The following is an 18,761-nucleotide window of genomic DNA, read 5'->3' on the forward strand; positions in this document are numbered from 1 at the left end:
CCATCAAAGCCTCCTGCCATCGTGAGCCTGCCTTCTGCATTAATAACTTTTGCGTTTGCAGAGACACTTTCTACGATCTTTCCATCCTTAATGCAGATATCCATGGTCTCGCAGTTAATTCTCTGTGCAGGGTCGCAGACGCTTGCATTTTTAATCAGGATTTCCGACATCTTCATGCACCTCTCTTCAATTCCCTGACCTTTGCAGTCAGATCTTTTACGATTTCTTCGTCGGTTTTGAATTTTGAATCAATTAATTTCTTCATGCGGAGAGAAATTGCGTCCATACGGTAAGCCGTTCCCTCTGCTTCTATCCCCACAACGGCTGCCGGGATCACCACATCTGCAATTTCAGTCGTAGGATTAGGATACGGGTCAATCTGAATTACAGGGATTTTTGCAAGATGCCTGACGGCTTTCTGAGGAAAATGGGCTCCTGGATCAGCTGCAGCTATGATTGCAGCGTCCGGCTCTTCACGCACAAGAATGTCATTTGCTCCTGTTTCCCCAGGGTTATAATAGGGATATCCTCTTGCAAAGTCGATTGCCATTGGGAAACCGGTCTCCCATGTTGCCACCTGCCCAAAACCAGTGACATTATAGTGTCCGCGCATTCCGATCATTACAGCTTTTGTGTGCTGGTTAAGGTCTGATATTAAAGAAGACATAGAGTCTCCGTTCTTGTACTTTGAGCGGGACTGTGTGACTCCCATACCAAAGAAAATGCAGACAAACTTTGCATTCATTAGAGTTTCTGCAAGCTCAATAACTTCAGCCTTAGGGACGCCTGCAACGGTTTCCGGAATGACATCTTCATGCCCGTTTACAATTGAACGAAGAGCAGTGACCAGGAGCAGGTCTGATCCCTGTTCGATTTCTACATATTTGTCAGACAGTTTTGCGGTGTCAGTTCTCCTGACATCAATAACTATCATTTTCCTGCCTTTCCGTCCCTTCTCGGTAAAAAGACCTTTTGAAAAACTTGAGTAACGGACCATATGCCTTGGATGAGCATGCACGGGGTTGCAGCCCCAGAATATAATTATGTCTGCCCTATTCTTTATCTCTCCCAGAGTGGCTGAAGGAGATCCTTTTTCTTGGGCGGCAAGGGCTGTTGGTCCATGGCATACATTCGCTGTGGAGTCAATAACTGAGCCGGTTTCTTCGGCAAGTTGAATGGCCCCACTGACTGCTTCACAGGAGGTAGAACACCAGCCGTAAGAAAGAGTTCTCTTGGAGTTTACCAAAATTTTGGCGGCAGCTTCAATTGCCTCTTCATATGAGACTGGAACAAGCTCCCCATTTTTCCTGATCATAGGAGTTTCTATCCTGTCATGCTCGAGCATACCTACAAACTTACTATGTCCGAGAATACAGGCATTTTCGATTTTTGTAATTTTGTTGTTTTCAACAGTGACTGTGATATCGTCGCAAAGAGATCCGCAAAGGGAGCATACTGCGTCTTTAATTACTGGCATATTTTTTCCTCCGAATTTTTCAGGCTCTCGGATTTTGTTGGAAGTGCAAACTTTTTACTCCTCTGGACTTCAAGCTTCTATGTACTTCTTCATCAGAGACTTCATGTCCAGAGGTTCTTCATCTGTAACTTCAATTTCTGCAGGGACGCCTTTGAACCCGGGCATTCCGCAGCCGTGTGTATCAGGGCTAAGCACTGCGTTTGCCCATGGGCCCATTGGGATAAAGGCAAGGCCTTCCGGGTTTCCTTCATTTGTCTTTGCAAAGACCACCACATCCCCAAATTCAGTGGTAACTTTCAGACTATCTCCTTCGGAGGCACCCAGTCTCTCAAGATCAACGGGACTAAGTTCGCAGTAAGCACAGGCATCAAAATAACCTTTATGCGTCTTTGCTTCCAGATTTGCACCCTGGGCAGCGGTTCTTCCTGATATTAGATTTACTTTTATTTTCATTTGAACTCCTCATCTGGGATATAATCGAGGTATCTTAGTAAGCTGAATAATTTGTGAAATCTGAGTGTCAGTTTTAATCTCTTTGTAATATTCCTCTGAACCAGAAAACGTATTATTCCCTCAGAAATAACAGTTAATCTAAGTCTGCTGGACTTTTTAAGAGACGATTGCTTAGAAATTTTGAGAGTTACTAACTGAAGTATGAATGGAATTGAGGGTTAACTTGTGAATGTTTGATTTGTCAGAAATGCGGTAGAAAGCAGTTCTGTCAATAACCTTGAGTTTAATCTTGGGGGAGTTTCTTATGAGGAAAAACACCCTTATGAAATACCTTTTGAGATCTTTTAACTGAAATTCTATTACGATTATCCATTACAATTATGTTATATATTCCTCTTTAATTATATTTATCCTTGTTATTTAAAAATGTATATTCCTTATATATACATAGGTAGAAACCTTTGAGGGATGTGGCTTTTGCTTTCTCTGTTTTTTAGAATCAGTCTGAAAGCTCATTTATATTTCTCTTTTATTATATATATACTTTCTATAGTGGTTATATCAAAATAATTTCTTTTATTATATATTACCCCATTATGTTATGATTAACACAACATGTTTTCTGATCCACTTTAATGCGCTTTAGTAATCAGAATATTCAACTTTCTCTTTCTCAGGCATTCCTCTTCGTAGTAATATTTGCAAAGAATGGCTTTTTTCCAATATTTCGATCGTTAGCCTTTAATATATCTTTGTACATTTGTGTGTTGCAAGCCCGGATAGCCTAGATGGTTGGGGCGCCAGACTCATAGGGACAATTATATGAGGCGTCTTTAATCTCCTGAGATATCTGGAGGTCGCGTGTTCGAGTCACGCTCCGGGCACCTAACCTTTCTCAAAGCATTTTTAATTCTACTTTCACGAGCTTCTTGTTCCAAGAAAATCGTTACTTTGCGAATGCTTCATTGTCTACATCTACTATTTTGTTCAAAATATCTTCTCTAAACTCTGGACTTAATATAACTAATCGATTCTCTGATCAGGAAAATAGTTCCAAAAGTTCACGAATTTGGGAATCAGTATCAGGAGGAGCTCAATATCATTAATTTTTTACATCAACTGTTTAACTGAGAACTTTTAAGCCATTTTATATCTTTATTATTTATATGGTAGAATCTTCTATAGAGGTATTCGAAATAACAAGGATTCTTGTAGCCGATACTCCGTGGCATTTTTTACTTGAAGTAATTCTCAGATCAGCTTTCATGTTCATTTTCGCGTTGATTATTATGCGTTTTTTAGGAAGAAGAGCAATTCATCAGCTTACGTCTTTTGACCTCTTGCTTATCATCGCTCTTGGATCGGCTATGGGAGACCCTATGATTTACCCTGATGTTGCTATTTTATGGTCGGTTTTTGGAATTTCAAGCATTATGATATTTTACAGGGTACAGAATGCTCTGGCGAACAGGTATCCCTGGTACGAAGATTTAACTGAAGGTAGTCCTGTAAAGATTATAACTGACGGAATTCTTGATTCAAAGGAACTTAAAAAACATACTCCTACACAGGATGATATTTTTCTTTTACTGAGAAATAAAGGAGTCAGAAGTTTAGGGGAAGTTGAGGCTGCTTATCTTGAAAGGGATGGGAGCCTGGGCGTATTCAAATACAGGCCCGGGAAGCAAAAATCGGGTTTGCCAACAATCTCTGAAGATATGATCCAGGAATGGAAACCTCACAAAGCTGGCACGAAAATTGAGAGTTCACGCTTCCACTCCTGCTATAGGACAGGTGAGACGGCCTGGCTAGAAAAGGGTGATATTTTCCCGGAATGCGAAGGTGATATCTGGGTAGTATCTGAAGAGGCATAAACTCCCGAAATCCCTACTTTTAAATCTTTTACTTTAAGCAGTTTACTTTCAAAAATGCTTATCTGAACTATTTACTTTGGAAACATTTGTTTAAATTTTCTACTTTAAGAACCTTATTTAAATTGTTTACTTTTAAACGGTTTACTTTTAATAGCTTATTTTTTCAATTAAGTGCCTTCAGGGTGAGAGAGAAAGACTAAGTTAACATTTTTCGATATCATTTCTTTTATAAATTATATCTCGCAGTTATATATTTATATTTTCGTAAAAATATCACTTGTCATACCTCAAACGAGGGGGGAACTATGGAAACAATCTATGATATCTTAAAAGCAGAACACAAGCAGGTCTCTGACCTTATACAACAGGCAATGCGTGATGGGTCTAAGGAGACCTTTTTTAAAGTAAAAGCTAAGACTGATCCTCATCTACTGGGTGAAGAAAAACTCTTCTATCCGCCGCTTGAGCAGAAAGGCGATTTACGTGAGCTTGTTAGTCATGCCTATGAAGAACACAATGAAATAAAATCAATCTCGTCCGAACTGGAAAGTATGGATGCCAGCAGTTCAAACTGGACTTCCAAGATCAAGGAACTGGATGAAAGCGTAAGCCACCACGTAGAAGAAGAAGAAAATAAGGTGTTTCCGGCGGCTCAGAAAGCTCTGAGTGAGGACAAAGCACAACAGATAGCTCAGCAGTATCTCGACTTCTCAAAGAATTTTACACAACAGCATCCAAGTATGCCTTAAGACTAAAAATTAAAGGAAAAGAGATTACCAGCATCCAGATTTGATTCCTCATTAGCCGGCTCTCTTTATCCTTTTTGATTCCTTCTGCTCTAATCTTTTTGCTAATTGCAGTTACTTTTTAACAATCTTACTAGCTTCTCTTTACTAACCTATTGATCACTAAGAGATTTCTATATAATGTCGAATCTACCATTGAATTTGTGAAAAAGAGATTTTTGAAAATGTATCAATTCTCACTAACTAATTTTGTATCCAATTCTGTTTTTATAAATTCGGTGAATTAATTTCTTTTTATACATCCTTTTAAATATATCTCCTCGTATACTAAACGTAGGGGAAATTATGGAAACTATTTATGATATACTGAAAACAGAGCATGATCAGATAGCCGATCTTTTCCAGCAAGCACTGCGTGATGGCTCAAAAGTAAGTTTTTTCAAAATAAAGCTTAAAACTGATCCTCATATGATGGGAGAAGAGAGATTCTTCTATCCACAGTTTGAACAGAATGAGGAATTACGTGAGCTTGTCAGTCATGCCTATGAGGAACACAATGAGGCGAAGACTCTTACCTTTGAAATTGAAGGTATGGACGAGAGGGATGAAAAATGGACTGCTAAAATTAGTGAACTGAAACAAATTATAGATCATCACATAGAAGAAGAGGAACGTAAAATATTTGAAAAAGTCCGAAATACCCTGAGCCAGGAAAAAGCAGAAGAAATCGCTCAACAATATATTGAGTTCAAAAGGAGTTATATGAACAGGATAGAGACTGGGGAATCTCTAGCATAAAGAAAGGTGAAACCTAACCTTTTACTTGAGGTCTAACTTTCTCATTAATATTCTTATTTATCTTTTTATTATCATTATACCATTATCTAATTGCTATTATAAATTTAAATTGATCTTATAAGTCATATCATGGTTTCCTATTTAGTTGAAGCTTTTATTTAACTTGATTTTTTAAGTTGGCTTTTTTAAGTCCTTTTCTCTATTTGAATTTTTCACTCAGATTATTAATTTTAATCATTTTGCTAAAAAAGTGACTATATAAAGTATTTACATAAATTCTCACATCAAATTACAAAAAAATTTTTATATAAAATTGTTTGTTCATATATTTGGATCATTCTCGTTTTATCTCAAATTTTTAGTGTAACTCTATGTTTTTTCTATGATTCAGTACTTGTCCTATATACTTTAATTAGACAAAATTACCAGGTTTTATTTCTCATTTTAGCATCCTATTTTCAGGATACCTTTATATATCTCCTCCCTCTATATAGTTCTTCCAAGATTAATTAGAATACCCTCAGGGGGTTTATTTATTACCAAGGATAAAAGAAAAGTTCAGTTTACCGGAAATTCTACCTATATTGTATCTCTCCCCATAAAATGGGTCCGAGATATAGGGCTTGAGGCCGGTAATACTCTTACGCTCACACCCATGCCTAATAAAACCCTGCTTGTCTCTTACAGTGCGGTTTCAAAGGAACATTCCACACTCAATGCAACAATAGATTATATTCACTCCGACAGTGCAGAAAATAATCTCAGGATTCTTATTTCTCATTATCTTGTGGGCTACGATGTTATCAGGCTGACTACCAAAAAAGGCTTCAGTGCTTATGACCGCAAGTTCATCAAAGATTCCGTACGCCAGAAGCTGATAGGGCTTGAGCTTATCGAAGAATCCCGGAATGAGCTGGTTTTTCAGTGCCTTCTGAACTACAATGACCTTCCCCTTACCCGGGTAATAAAAAACATGTATGGACTTGTGCTTTCCATGCTTGAAGATTCCATGGCTGCTCTCAGGGATCACAATGTAGAGATTGCTGAAGATGTCATCCAGAGGGATGACGATGTGGATCGCTTTTATCTTCTTGCTGTCCGTCAGCTCAAGGCTTCAATTGAAGACATCGAACTCTCTGAAAAGATCGGAATTCGACATCCCAGAGAGTGCCTGGGATACAGACTTATTACGAAAAGCATTGAGCGCGTAGGAGATCACGCTGTAAAGATAGCAAAGAGTGTCCTTAAAATGGATTCCGGAATTAGTGCTGATAACCCTATCTTCAAGATGGCTGAACTCTCCAACAAAGTTTTCGAAAGTTCTATAGACTCAATGGCTGAAGAAGACTTGCAGGTTATTAACAAAATCGTTGTAGAGGCCAAGAAAGTTTCCCAGTTTGGGGTTTCTCTGGAGCCACAGAATTGTGAAGGACCAGGTAATATTGAACTTAGCATGATCCTAGAAAGTCTTAGACGGGTTTCGGAATATAGCGCTGACATTGCAGAAGTTTCAATCAACATGAATATTAAGCGGGTCTGAAAATCTAAGATTTAGATTTCTCTTTTTTCCTTTTTCCCATATCTATTTATTTTTCCTATCTATTTTTCTCTTTTTTCTTTTCTGTCTGTTTCTTCCCTTTTTCAGATAAAGATCTTCCTGAACTGATATTTCCTGATAATTGTCATAATTCCGGCTCCTATAGCAAGACCTACGAGCCCCTGAACAGGTATCCTCCTGCAACTACATAAACAGTCCTTAAACCTGAAGTCTAATAAATTCCGCTTGTATACATATTATAAACAAGCTTTATGATCACAGTACTTATGTATTGCTGTAATTTTCTTTTCCGTCTTGAAACTTTTACTTGAAGACTTCATTTTATCTTAAATTCTACGGGTTTTCTCGAAAATAAACTCCTGTTTTTCAAAAGTACAACAAAAGCTATATGTCTATCTAAAAACGTAAACCATGCCTATGGATTTCCAGATCTTGGATGCAGACTATGAAGTTGTCGATGACAGCAACCCCGTAATCCGCCTCTTTGGCAGGGGAACGGACGGGAAGAGCGTTTGCTGCTTTGTTCCTGATTTTGAACCTTATTTTTATCTCAAGGCCTCTGGAGACCTTCATGCCGTAGCTAGGCTTATCAAAGATACTTTCACGCAAGTTAAAAAAATTGAAATTGTTGAAAAATTTGAGCCTATTGGATATCAGAAAACAAAAACAAAGATGCTCAGGGTTACTACCCACCTGCCCAGAGAGGTGCCCGAGATAAGGGATGAGATTCTGAAGCTCCAGGAAGTGCTGAGAGCTGAAGGCAAATGGGAAGTCTATGAGACTGATATTCTCTTCAGAAACCGTTTTTTAATTGACAGAGATCTTGGAGGTATGGTCTGGGTATCTGCAGAAGGAAACCCAGTTGACCCTGCAAGATATATCAGAGCAAATGGCTCAGGCAATTCTCGCTGTGAGAATTTTGCATGTGACGCCTCAATCCTTGCGTCAGGGTTTAATAAAGTTGAAAATCTTACTCTCGCCCCTTTAAAGTATCTTGCTTTTGACATAGAATGTCTACCTCTTGATGGGGGAATGCCTTCTCCGGACGTTTCACCTATAATCATGATCAGCTTTTCCTTCGAGCCGGAATATAAAGGACATAAAACCCTTGTGCTTCTGGCAAAACCTGTGGAAGGTCTGAATTCGGATGTGCAACCTTGCAAGGACGAGACCGAAATGCTAAATCGGTTTTTCGAGATTTTCTGTGAGTACGATCCTGACATTGTAGTTGGATACAATCACCAAGATTTCGATATCCCCTATATAACAGACAGAGTAAAAACTCTAGTCGCGCAAGGGAAAGTAATAAATCCTGTTGTTGGTCGGGACGGCAGTAAAATCGGTTACAGGCGATTTGGGCTTATTACCCGAACCGAAGTAAAAGGCAGGGTGGTTGTGGATGCTCTTCCTCTGGTAAGAAGAGCCTTCAGTCTGAAGCAGTACACCCTGCGTGCTGTTTCAAAGGAACTTCTGAATCGAGAAAAGCTGGATGTACCTCCTCTAGAAATGGGAGAGTACTGGCTAGATACAGGAGAAAAATTCCAAAAGTTTGTCGATTACTCACGCAGGGATGCAGAGCTTGCCCTTGAACTTATCCTTAATTTGAGGCTCCTTGACAAATACGTCGCCCTTGCTCAGGTAAGTGGAAGCCTACTTCAAGAAACCGTTGACGGAGGCCAGACTTCTATGGTTGAAACTCTTCTTCTCAGAGAGTTTGGGCTTCGCGACAGAGTTCTCCTTCCAAAACCTGATGACGGAATCTCGGCTGAGAGATATGAAATGAGTTCTGACCTCAAAGGAGGAGAGGTCCTGGAACCTCAGAAAGGCCTTCTGGAAAATGTGCTTATTCTTGACTACAAGTCCCTTTACCCGACTATAATGATGGCACATAACCTGTGCTATACTACAGTAGTTACTGGTGACAGACCCGATGGAGTGACTATCAAACCTCCGTCTGGAGGAGAGTTCGTGCCTCCTGAAATTTACAAAGGAATCGTCCCTTCGATCCTCGAAGATTTGCTTAACAAAAGGACACAGACAAAGAAAAGGATGAGAAGTACCTCCAATGAAAATGAGTACAGAGTACTTGATGCTACTCAACTCGCCCTGAAAATTCTGTTAAACAGCTTTTATGGTTATTCCGGATATGCCCGGGCAAGACTCTACAGCCTGACGCTTGCAAATGCTGTAACCAGTTTCGGAAGAAGCAATATTCTCAATACCCGAGAGATTATCAATAGCACTATAGGAAAAATAGTCCTTAGGAACGGAGCGGCTTTACTCCTTAATGAAGCCGGAGAACTCTCTCTTTCGGATAGGGTAATTGAGCTGTCGGTTGCCTACGGAGATACGGACAGCGTCTTTGTTCATTGTAAATCCAGAGGAGATTTATCTCTTGAAGAGGTTAGCCTTATAGGTAACAGGCTTTCAAATATTGTTTCTGCCTCCCTGCCCGACCCGATGGAACTTGAATTTGAGTCCGTTGCAAAACGTGCCCTTCTCATTGCAAAGAAACGTTATGCTCTCTGGCTCTTTGAACCCAAAAATTCAGGTTGGGAAGATAAGATTAAGGTCAAAGGAATGGAGACTGTCCGAAGGGATTGGTGCGAACTGACCTCGGTAACCCTCAACAAGGTACTTGAGCTTGTGCTTATAAAAGGTGATGTTGATCAGGCTGTAGAACATGTCCGTAAGATAGTTAGCAATGTCAGGAATCTTGACCCGGCAAAAGATTCCGAGATTATCGAAAGCCTTATTCTCACGCGTACCCTTACACGCAAAACGGATAGTTACAAAAACAAGCAGCCTCATCTTACAGTTGCCGAAAAGCTGAAAGAACGAACCGGCATTTTGCCTTCGATAGGAACAAGGATACCCTTTGTCATTATCGCAGGAAAAGGACTCTTTGTTGATCGGGCTGAAGATCCGGACTATGTCAGGGAGCACAACATCCAGATAGATGTCGACTACTACGTTAAGAAGCAGATTCTTCCCCCTGTAGAGCGCATTCTGGAAGTCTTCGGGGTTAAAATGTCTTCACTTGACTTTGATTCCAAACAGAAAGGACTATTTGATTTTGAGGCTAAGAAGCCTGAAGTAAAGAAACAGGAAAAGTATCCTTCAGAAAAGGAAAGTAAGGTAAAGGCTCAGGAACAGAATTTATGTAAGGAAAATGGGCATGCAGCGCAGAGTTCTCTTTTCGATTTCTGAGTCCACTCTTTGCTTTTCTGGCTTTCCATCTTTTTATAGCATTAGTTCTTTACCTTAGATGTTATTTTTTAATCTTTCTTTCTTGTTATCAGTTTTTGACCTAGTTATTTTGCCTGCCAGTAAACTCTTATACTGATTTTTCTTAAAGATATTTCTCGTTTTGTATATATGTTATATAGGATATATATACTACAATACTCTCTTATATTATTCTATCTCGTACATACTTCTCTATATTATATAAAGCGAATCCTTATATATTTCTCTCTTTTATTGTGGGGTATAGCGTTAACAACCTGTTGGATTTAGGCTATTAATTCGTTATCTTTAAGCGGAGTACCCCCGATGGCAAACAGATCAAAAAGTTACTTAATTCTCACATTATTAGTACTTGGACTTGTTTTCCTGGGAACCGGATGTACTGGAGACAAAAATGACAAAGGCTCTGTCCCTGCGAAAAAAACGTCCTCAGAAATAACTGGCTCACAGGAAATTTTTCTGAAAGGGTCCGATACAGTGTTACCTCTTGCACAGGCTGAGGCTGAAGAATTCACAAACGAAAACCCTGGAAAAAGTGTATCCGTGACTGGAGGTGGGTCAGGTGTCGGAATTACTGCTCTTATTGACGGGGAAGTGGACATTGCTACCGCATCCCGAGAGATGAAACCTGAAGAATTAGAAGCTGCCAAGGTGAACGGGATCAATCCTGTAGAACATACTATTGCTTATGATGGAATCTCCGTGATTGTAAATCCACAAAATCCTATTTCTGAACTTACCTTTGGTCAGTTGCGCGGCATCTATAATGGAAGTATCAGCAACTGGAAAGAGGTTGGCGGGGAGGATAGGCCGATTGTAACCATCTCCAGAGATAGCAGTTCCGGCACTTATGAATTCTTTAAAGAAGAGGTTCTGCTTGGAGACGAATACCGCCCTGACGCGCTTACACAGCCAGCCACAGGAGGAATTCTGCTTGAGGTTTCTCAGAACCCCAATGCAGTAGGGTACATCGGGGTTGCGTATCTTGATGAAAGCGTAAAAGCCTTAAACCTGGATGCGGGGGCCGGCTCTGTGGCTCCAAGTCCTGAAAACATTACCAGTGGTGCATACCCACTTTCAAGGGCTCTATACTTCTACACGAATGGAGAACCTTCAGGTCTCACAAAGGAATTCATCGATTTCGTAATGAGTGAGAAAGGGCAAAACCTGATAAGTGAGGTGGGGTACTTCCCGGTTCAGTAATATCTGAAAAAATATTTCAGGAGATCTTATGTTTAGCAAGAATTCAAAAGAAAAAGGGATCGAATCCGTGCTTTTCTTTATAAGCACTCTTACGGTCTTAATCCTTTTTCTCATATGTATATTCTTATTCAGGGACAGTTTACTTCTTTTTAAAGAAACGTCCCTTCTCGATTTTCTCACAGGCAAATTCTGGTATCCAACTTCCGTGAACAAGCAGTTCGGGCTACTACCCTTGCTTTTGGGCTCCCTTCTTGTGACTGCCGGATCAATTCTTTTTTCGGTTCCTCTGGGGATCGCCTCTGCAATATATATTTCTGAACTCGCACACCCAAAAGTTGCGGATTTTTTGAAACCTTTTATTGAGATTCTGGCAGGCATTCCTTCTGTGGTCTTTGGGTTCTTTGGGCTTGTAGTACTCGTTCCTTTTATGCAGAAAACTCTCAATCTGCCTACGGGACAGACTGCTCTTACAGGTTCTATTATGCTGGGAATTATGGCACTCCCAACAATCATTACCATTTCCGAAGACGCAATAAGTTCGGTTCCCAGCACTTTAAGGCAGGGTTCTCTTGCTCTTGGGGCCACACAATGGCAGACCATATATAAGGTCATAATTCCTGCGTCTCTGTCGGGAATCTCAGCAGCGGTAATGCTTGGCATCGGAAGGGCCATAGGAGAGACAATGACTCTTATGATGGTAACAGGAAATGCCGCAATAATACCTTCTTTTCCTGGAGGCTTTTTTGATCCTGTGAGGACGATGACTGCCACAATAGCGCTTGAAATGGGGGAAGTTCCTCAGGGAAGTGCTCACTTCCATGCTCTTTTTGCTGTCGGATCTGTACTTTTCATCATTACTTTCATAATTAACCTGATTGCGGATTCGATTAAAAAGAAATATCGTTTTAAGGTGGGATGATCATGGGTTTGAGTTCTAAAACAAGTGAAAAAATTGCTTTTTCCCTGCTTATTCTTGCTACATTAATAGTTGCAGGTTTTGTACTTATCATCCTGGGTTACATTATCTTGAACGGATACGGAGCAATTAATCTTGAGTTCATTACTCAAATGCCTAACCGGATGATGACTGAAGGAGGTATCTATCCGGCAATTGTAGGTACTATATATCTCATCATAGGCTCCATGAGCGTAGCCCTGCCTATTGGAGTTATGGCTGCTATATACCTGAATGAGTATGCAGGAGAAAGCCGCACTACCTGGCTAATTGAAATGGCAATCAATAACCTTGCAGGCACTCCCTCGGTGGTCTTCGGGCTTTTTGGGCTTGCATTGTTTGTGAAATACTTTGGTTTTGGTCCTTCCATACTCTCTGCTTCTCTTACGCTTGCTCTTCTAATTCTCCCGGTAATCATCCGTTCTACCGAAGAGGCCTTAATTACGGTTCCTAAAGAATATCGGGAATCCTCCCTTGCTCTTGGGGTCAGTAAATGGCAGACAATCAGGCACGTGGTACTGCCAGCTGCCATTCCGGGAATAATTACGGGGTCAGTGCTGAGCATAGGGAGGGTTGCAGGAGAGACCGCTCCTATTCTTTTCACAGGGGCTGCATACTTCTTGCCAAGGCTGCCTGATTCTGTTTATTCTCAGTTTATGGCGCTCCCTTACCATCTTTTCGTACTTGCAACGGCCGGGACAAATATAGCAAAAACCAGGCCTATTCAGTATGGAACAGCTCTGGTTCTGTTGATTATCGTCCTAAGTTTGAATCTTGTAGCTGTTTTGATCCGCAGGCATTACAGGAACAAACTAAAAATTTGATTTGTGTTATTCTTAATATGTCAAGATTTATATGATAATGAGGTCCCTAAATGACTAAGGGTGTTCAAAACGTATCTCAAGTCCAGATAAAAGTGGACAATCTTAATTTGTGGTACGGGGAAAAGCAAGCACTTAATAATATTTCAATGCAAATCCCCAAAAACAGCGTAACTGCCCTTATAGGGCCGTCCGGCTGTGGCAAATCTACATTCCTCCGCTGCTTAAATAGGATGAATGATCTTGTTAAGAATTGCAGAATCGAAGGTAAAATCTCGATAGAAGAAAAGGATATCTACGGACCAGATGTAGACGTTGTTGACCTTCGTAAAAAAGTAGGTATGGTTTTCCAGAAACCAAACCCTTTTCCGATGTCGATTTTTGATAATGTTGCATATGGACCGCGTATACATGGTGCAGACAGGAAAGATCTTGACGGCATTGTTGAACAAGCCCTCCGGTCAGCTGCGATCTGGGAAGAAACTTCAGACAGGCTTAAGTCTCCTGCTCTTTCTCTGAGTGGTGGACAACAGCAAAGACTTTGCATTGCCAGGACTCTAGCAGTAAAACCCAGAACAGTTCTTTTCGATGAACCCACCAGCGCTCTTGATCCGATTTCCACTGCCAGGATTGAAGATCTTATTATGGACCTTAAAAAAGATTATACCATAGTAATCGTAACTCATAATATGCAACAGGCAGCTAGGATATCAGATTATACCGGATTTTTCCTTATGGGGAAATTGATTGAGTTCGGTCAGACAAGGCAAATTTTCCAAAATCCACAGGAACAGAGTACAGAGGATTATATTACAGGCAGGTTTGGGTGATTTAATGGCTCGAGAACAATACGTAAAGCAGCTGGATCTGCTCAGGGAATCCATATTCTCCCTTGGAGAAATCGTTGAGCTGGCTTTCAAGGACTCAATGGTTGCAGTTATAGATCTTGATGTCGAGCTTGCTGCAAAAACGCTCGCTCTTGAGGCAGAAGTAAATGATCTTGAAGAAGAAATTGAGTCTTCTATTTTTGATATTCTTGCACTTCAACAACCTATGGCTAGCGATCTCCGGCTCGTCGTGTCCGCTCTCAAGATCACAGCAGACCTCAGACGGATTTTAGGCTTATCTATGAATATTGCCAAAATTCCCGGAAAAATTGAAGGTAAGCATATAAAACCTCTTGTAGATACGAAAAAAATGTCCGATATTGCAACATACATGCTTGAAAATTCCCTCCAAGCTTTCAAGACTCAGGATGTAGAGCTTGCAAGAGCGACAGCATCCCGGGATGAAGAAGTTGATAGGCTTTTTTATGCCGTCTGGGTTGAGTTAATTGAAATGATGGCAAAAGATACAAGTATTATTTCCAAAGCCACATATTTGCTTTTCCTGATTCGCTATATTGAAAGAATTGCAGATCACTGCTGCAATATATGTGAAAGTGTAATCTATCTTGCTACGGCTGAGAAGATCAAACTGAATTAAAAAGGATTGTTGACTTTTTCTTCCTAGTCCTTATCTACTTTTCTATATTTTTTCGTCATTTACTCTATTTTTTCATTACGATACTAATTCTCAGTTTTGTTTCTCGTTTTAGTTCTTTAATGTTGTTCTCGTTTTTCTTTTTGGTTCTCTAATGTTGTTTTCATGTTTTTGATTGTTTTTTCTCTGAAATTTCTTTCTCTCTTTGAACCATTTCCTGTTCTCTCTGATGTCAGGTTTTAAGTACGTTTATATGCATATAGACGCCCATGCCTGATATTCTTATCAAAAATACACGGATCTATTATAATAATTCACTTCAGTCTGCCGAGATCATTATTGAGGACGGCAAAGTTACTAAAATAGGAAAAGATCTCAGAGTATCAAGCTCGGATATGATAATAGATGCAGGCGGTTCTCTTACTCTTCCTGCCGGGATTGATGTACATGTCCATTTCAGGGAACCCGGCATAACCTCAAAGGAAAACTGGTATACGGGCTCGTGTGCGGCAGCGGCCGGAGGAATTACAACTGTCATCGACCAGCCTAATACAGTGCCTCCTACGACAGACAGACGATCTTTCGAGCAAAAACTTAAACTTGCCAAGGGGAAGTCTATTGTCGATTTTGGAATCAATGGCGGGGTAACAGGTAATATAGAGAAATTAGAAGAACTCTGGAAATTGGGGGTTACTGCTTTTGGGGAAATCTTCATGGCTGAGTCCACAGGCGGGCTAAATATTAATGAGGATACCTTCGAAGAGGCTCTTGCCGAAATCAAACGTCTGGGTGGGCTTGCGACTATCCATGCCGAAGATGAGAAAATGCGCCTTGAGTTGGAAGGATTGTTAAAAGGAGATACTTCTTATGAGTACCATTCAAGGGTACGTCCGAATGAGTGTGAGGCGGTTGCTGTTCAAAAAGCCCTGGAGCTTGTTTCCAAACTACAAGTAAAGGCTCATCTTTGCCACATGAGTACGCTTGAAGCTATAGGTCTTATACGAAAGGAAAAATACCTTGCAAGAAGAGAAAATAAAGAACCCCTTTTCACCTGTGAAGTTACTCCTCATCATCTATTTCTCTCTACTCGAGATTGGGAAAGGCTCCGATCTTTTGGAAAAATGAATCCTCCTCTCCGGGGAAGCCACAGTATTAAAGCTCTTGTAAACGGGATTAACGATGGCACTATTGACATGGTGGCTTCGGATCATGCCCCACATCTGGAATCTGAAAAGGATGTTGATATAAGAGTAGCTCCTTCGGGAGTGCCCGGGGTCGAGACCCTTATGCCTCTTATGCTTGCTGCAGTAAGAAAGAACATCCTGCCGCTTTCACAGATGATCATGCTTACAAGCTGGAATCCGGCAAAGGCCTTTGGGCTAGATCGCAAATCCAAAGGCAGGCTTGAGGTGGGTTTTGATGCAGACCTGATTATTGTAAATCCTCGCGAGCTTCGCCCTATAAAGGCTGAGTTCCTGCACAGTAAAGCGGGGTGGACTCCTTTTGAAGGTATGGAAGGAGTTTTTCCCGAGTATACTCTTTCAAGAGGTGAAGTAATCTGGATTGAGGAATCAATTAATGCAAAACCTGGGCGAGGTAACTTCCTTGAAGGAAAAGGTAAAAGATCCGAAGAGGATGAAGAGTTCTTAGAAGAGGCCTGATGAAACTCGGGAATAAGAGTTGGGTTTTGAGAAAGCTTAGTTGAGAAGTTTTAGGTAAAAGCTTTAGCAAAAACGGAAAACTGAAAACCAGTTTTCCAGAAATGTTTAGTTAAAAAGTTTAGTTATATCATAAGGGCCTTAGGTACAATATTTTAAGGCCCTGATTTTTTTCTTAATAAAAATCAATTGAGTCAAGCTGGGACTGCAAAAGCTCTTGATGCTTTTTTTCAAGGAACTTGTAGACTGCACCATGGGTAGCTCCATCGAGCAGCATCCTTATAGCTGTCCGGATTATAGTGTTCTGTTCAGGGTGCCCAAGTACGGATACGGTTTTTCCGTAGACAGAGATTTTTACGCTTATCAGAGTTTCTGCAAGTTCTCTGGTTCTTCCGTTTCTTCCTATTATCCGACCCTTTATCCGCTGAAGCTCTTTTGGAGTAGTAGCAACGTCGGAAAGATCTATAATCTCAAGCATAAGCATTTCGTCATCAAGAAGTTCAATAGCTTTTTCGGGGCTGAACCCTCTTCCTATTGCTTTTAGGGTTTCGAGAACCCTGAACTCTTTTAATGGATCTTCCTCGCAGGTAATGTCTATCTTTCCGCTTTCACTATCGATTTCAAGCTGGCACGCGGTTTTGTCCTCGATAAGCTTTTTCGTTTCTCCTTTCGGGCCTATGATTACTCCGACTCTTTCTTTGGGGATTTTGACATACTGAGTCATATTATTCCGCCTGTATTTTTGTAAATAGCTCTTCAGGTTTGTCCTTTATCCCATAGCGGCTGAAGAACCTGAGTATATTTTGCACGTCCCTGTAAAGGAACTCCCGGGCGTTAGGATGCTCCAGGGTTACGGATTGTCCCATATCAATAAATATGGGAGTCAGGTTATTCGGGTCGATCAGGATATTATATTCGCTTAGATCAGCATGTACAAGGTTTGCTTTTTTATAAAGGAGACGCATATATTCAACTACTGTCTCAAAAATCTGCTTTGCCTCCTCGTTTTCAAGATACGTGTTTTTAAGGAGAGGGTAAGGTGTCTCTTTTTCTCCCATAAATTCCATGATAAGAATATTCTTTTCGGCAAGTACAGGCTCCGGAACTCGGACTCCTGCGCTTTTGGCACGTTTCAGGTTCTGAAGTTCCTTGCGTGTCCATGCAAAAATGATGTCTCGCTTGTTATTTCTAATGTTTGTGAAGCGAGGATCCTTCATAATGTAGGCATCCATTGCCTTGAAGGTACTGCTTGCAATCCTGTATATTTTTACAGCCAGCTCTTTATCCGGGCCTTCAGCATAGAATACGTTTGCTTCCTTTCCAGTACTGATAGCTCCACCCATTGCTTTTATTATACCTTTATTGGATAGAGTATAAAGAATTTTAAGGGTGGGAACGTCGAATACGTTTTCTTCTACTTTCAGCCGCTCGGAATCCTTCTCCCTGGCCCGAGATTTATCTTTAGCGCTATCGATGCGCCTTATCTTCTTTTCCTGATCCATTCCCATATTATCCTTTCAGGTATCCTTTCCTCTCAAGCCAGTCTACCTGCGGCCTTGTGTACTTCCAGATTACATCTGCCTTTTCGTTCTGGAATTCCCAGGGCACGACAATAACGACGTCTCCTTCTCTAATCCAGGTTTTTTTCTTCATTGAACCTGGAATCCTCCCCATACGAACGACCCCATCCATGCAACGGAGCCTTAGTCGATTTGCACCCAGGAGACTTTCAACAGTTGCCAGGATCTCATTATTTTCCCTGCGCGGCGTTCGTACTCTTGTAACGTTTTCTTCCGTCTGGGGTTTGGCTTTGGATGTAGGTTTCTTTAAGTCTGCCAGTTTGATACCTCGTTATATGTAGTTTTATTATAGTTTTATTTTTTATTTTTATACCTTTAAATCCCTTATATATCGTTTTTTCGAGCTTTAAGGTTATTCGTCATGCAGCTTTCAACTTTCTGTTATTATTTTAATGCTGCGCTTTTTTGCTTTCTTTTACTCTCTTCTTATTTTTATTTTTTTCTAAGTTATAGGACAGGCGACAGGTATTTATATCGGATATTCCTTTGTATGTCCTACGCGCAAAACAAGTGCGGCTCGCTCTTGAATTCGTGATTTGAGAGTGAATGTCAGGGTTTTAACAAAACAGATTTTCATCCTTTGTTTAATTTGTTTTTTTAGAATGTTCCTGAACAAAAAGCTTTATATATTAAAACTGATGTATATGTGTTCCCGGTTTCAGCATGAAGTTGTTGTGCTGAATGGGTTTTCTCATAGTCATTTGGTTGAAGTTCCTTCTTAATTTCTAAGGAAATAGATACCTTTAAATACTATGAACGCATAACTATAATTTCCTGCATGATAAATGCAGCAATTACTGTTCATCAATAATGGAGACAGGAGTTATTTTCTGTCTGACGAGGATTTTGTCGGTTCGGTTAATTCTGGGCGGTGAGAGTTTTAAAACATATCATCGCGAAACTGAAA

Annotated in this window: 16 protein-coding genes and 1 tRNA gene; 12 read left to right on the plus strand and 5 right to left on the minus strand. The window is 40.5% G+C overall.

Annotated elements, in window-relative coordinates:
- Positions 1-172: 172 nt before the first annotated feature.
- Both BP861_RS08565 and BP861_RS08570 read right to left on the minus strand, forming a co-directional pair.
- Entirely contained in the window at positions 173-1,477 is a 1,305-nt protein-coding gene (locus tag BP861_RS08565; protein ID WP_292374416.1) for a formylmethanofuran dehydrogenase subunit B, read from the minus strand.
- 69 nt (positions 1,478-1,546) lie between these two features.
- Entirely contained in the window at positions 1,547-1,930 is a 384-nt protein-coding gene (locus tag BP861_RS08570; protein ID WP_292374417.1) for a molybdopterin dinucleotide binding domain-containing protein, read from the minus strand.
- A gap of 773 nt (positions 1,931-2,703) precedes the next feature.
- Here BP861_RS08570 and BP861_RS08575 point away from each other — a divergent pair.
- The 12 genes from BP861_RS08575 (at position 2,704) to BP861_RS08630 (ending at position 16,277) form a co-directional block, all read left to right on the plus strand.
- Positions 2,704-2,814, plus strand: a tRNA-Met gene (locus BP861_RS08575).
- A 282-nt stretch (positions 2,815-3,096) separates the two neighbouring features.
- Positions 3,097-3,804: a DUF421 domain-containing protein gene (locus tag BP861_RS08580; RefSeq protein WP_292374419.1), complete on the plus strand. Its 708-nt coding sequence runs from the start codon at positions 3,097-3,099 to the stop codon at positions 3,802-3,804.
- A gap of 305 nt (positions 3,805-4,109) precedes the next feature.
- Positions 4,110-4,553: a hemerythrin domain-containing protein gene (locus tag BP861_RS08585; protein ID WP_292374420.1), complete on the plus strand. Its 444-nt coding sequence runs from the start codon at positions 4,110-4,112 to the stop codon at positions 4,551-4,553.
- A 342-nt stretch (positions 4,554-4,895) separates the two neighbouring features.
- The gene (locus BP861_RS08590) at positions 4,896-5,348 is read left to right on the plus strand and encodes a hemerythrin domain-containing protein (RefSeq protein ID WP_292374422.1); all 453 of its coding nucleotides are present in this window, start codon (positions 4,896-4,898) and stop codon (positions 5,346-5,348) included.
- Positions 5,349-5,883: 535 nt separating this feature from the next.
- On the plus strand, positions 5,884-6,888 hold the full coding sequence (locus BP861_RS08595; RefSeq protein WP_292374441.1) for a phosphate signaling complex PhoU family protein: 1,005 nt from the start codon (positions 5,884-5,886) through the stop codon (positions 6,886-6,888).
- 429 nt (positions 6,889-7,317) lie between these two features.
- Positions 7,318-10,116 carry a DNA-directed DNA polymerase gene (locus tag BP861_RS08600; protein WP_292374424.1) on the plus strand — a complete coding sequence of 933 codons (2,799 nt, stop codon included), beginning with the start codon at positions 7,318-7,320 and terminating at the stop codon, positions 10,114-10,116.
- A gap of 345 nt (positions 10,117-10,461) precedes the next feature.
- Positions 10,462-11,358 carry a phosphate ABC transporter substrate-binding protein gene (locus BP861_RS08605; RefSeq protein WP_292374426.1) on the plus strand — a complete coding sequence of 299 codons (897 nt, stop codon included), beginning with the start codon at positions 10,462-10,464 and terminating at the stop codon, positions 11,356-11,358.
- A 28-nt stretch (positions 11,359-11,386) separates the two neighbouring features.
- Positions 11,387-12,277: a phosphate ABC transporter permease subunit PstC gene (gene pstC, locus BP861_RS08610; RefSeq protein WP_292374427.1), complete on the plus strand. Its 891-nt coding sequence runs from the start codon at positions 11,387-11,389 to the stop codon at positions 12,275-12,277.
- Between the two features lie 2 nt (positions 12,278-12,279).
- Positions 12,280-13,137: a phosphate ABC transporter permease PstA gene (gene pstA / locus BP861_RS08615; RefSeq protein ID WP_292374429.1), complete on the plus strand. Its 858-nt coding sequence runs from the start codon at positions 12,280-12,282 to the stop codon at positions 13,135-13,137.
- Positions 13,138-13,187: 50 nt separating this feature from the next.
- Complete coding sequence (gene pstB, locus BP861_RS08620; protein ID WP_292374431.1) at positions 13,188-13,964, plus strand: phosphate ABC transporter ATP-binding protein PstB; 777 nt, start codon at positions 13,188-13,190, stop codon at positions 13,962-13,964.
- Between the two features lie 4 nt (positions 13,965-13,968).
- Positions 13,969-14,619 carry a phosphate signaling complex protein PhoU gene (gene phoU, locus BP861_RS08625; RefSeq protein WP_292374434.1) on the plus strand — a complete coding sequence of 217 codons (651 nt, stop codon included), beginning with the start codon at positions 13,969-13,971 and terminating at the stop codon, positions 14,617-14,619.
- A 266-nt stretch (positions 14,620-14,885) separates the two neighbouring features.
- The gene (locus BP861_RS08630) at positions 14,886-16,277 is read left to right on the plus strand and encodes a dihydroorotase (protein ID WP_292374436.1); all 1,392 of its coding nucleotides are present in this window, start codon (positions 14,886-14,888) and stop codon (positions 16,275-16,277) included.
- Between the two features lie 172 nt (positions 16,278-16,449).
- On the opposite strand, the gene BP861_RS08635 is transcribed toward BP861_RS08630, so the two are convergent.
- From BP861_RS08635 to eif1A, 3 genes are read right to left on the minus strand one after another with little or no spacing between them, the layout of a single operon-like run.
- Complete coding sequence (locus BP861_RS08635; RefSeq protein ID WP_292374437.1) at positions 16,450-16,998, minus strand: KH domain-containing protein; 549 nt, start codon at positions 16,996-16,998, stop codon at positions 16,450-16,452.
- A 1-nt stretch (position 16,999) separates the two neighbouring features.
- Entirely contained in the window at positions 17,000-17,782 is a 783-nt protein-coding gene (locus BP861_RS08640; RefSeq protein ID WP_292374439.1) for a serine protein kinase RIO, read from the minus strand.
- Position 17,783: 1 nt separating this feature from the next.
- Positions 17,784-18,119 carry a translation initiation factor eIF-1A gene (eif1A, locus tag BP861_RS08645; protein WP_292374442.1) on the minus strand — a complete coding sequence of 112 codons (336 nt, stop codon included), beginning with the start codon at positions 18,117-18,119 and terminating at the stop codon, positions 17,784-17,786.
- Positions 18,120-18,761: the final 642 nt, after the last annotated feature.

It is taken from the genome of Methanosarcina sp. UBA411 (genome assembly GCF_002495725.1).
Classification (GTDB): Archaea; Halobacteriota; Methanosarcinia; order Methanosarcinales; family Methanosarcinaceae; genus Methanosarcina.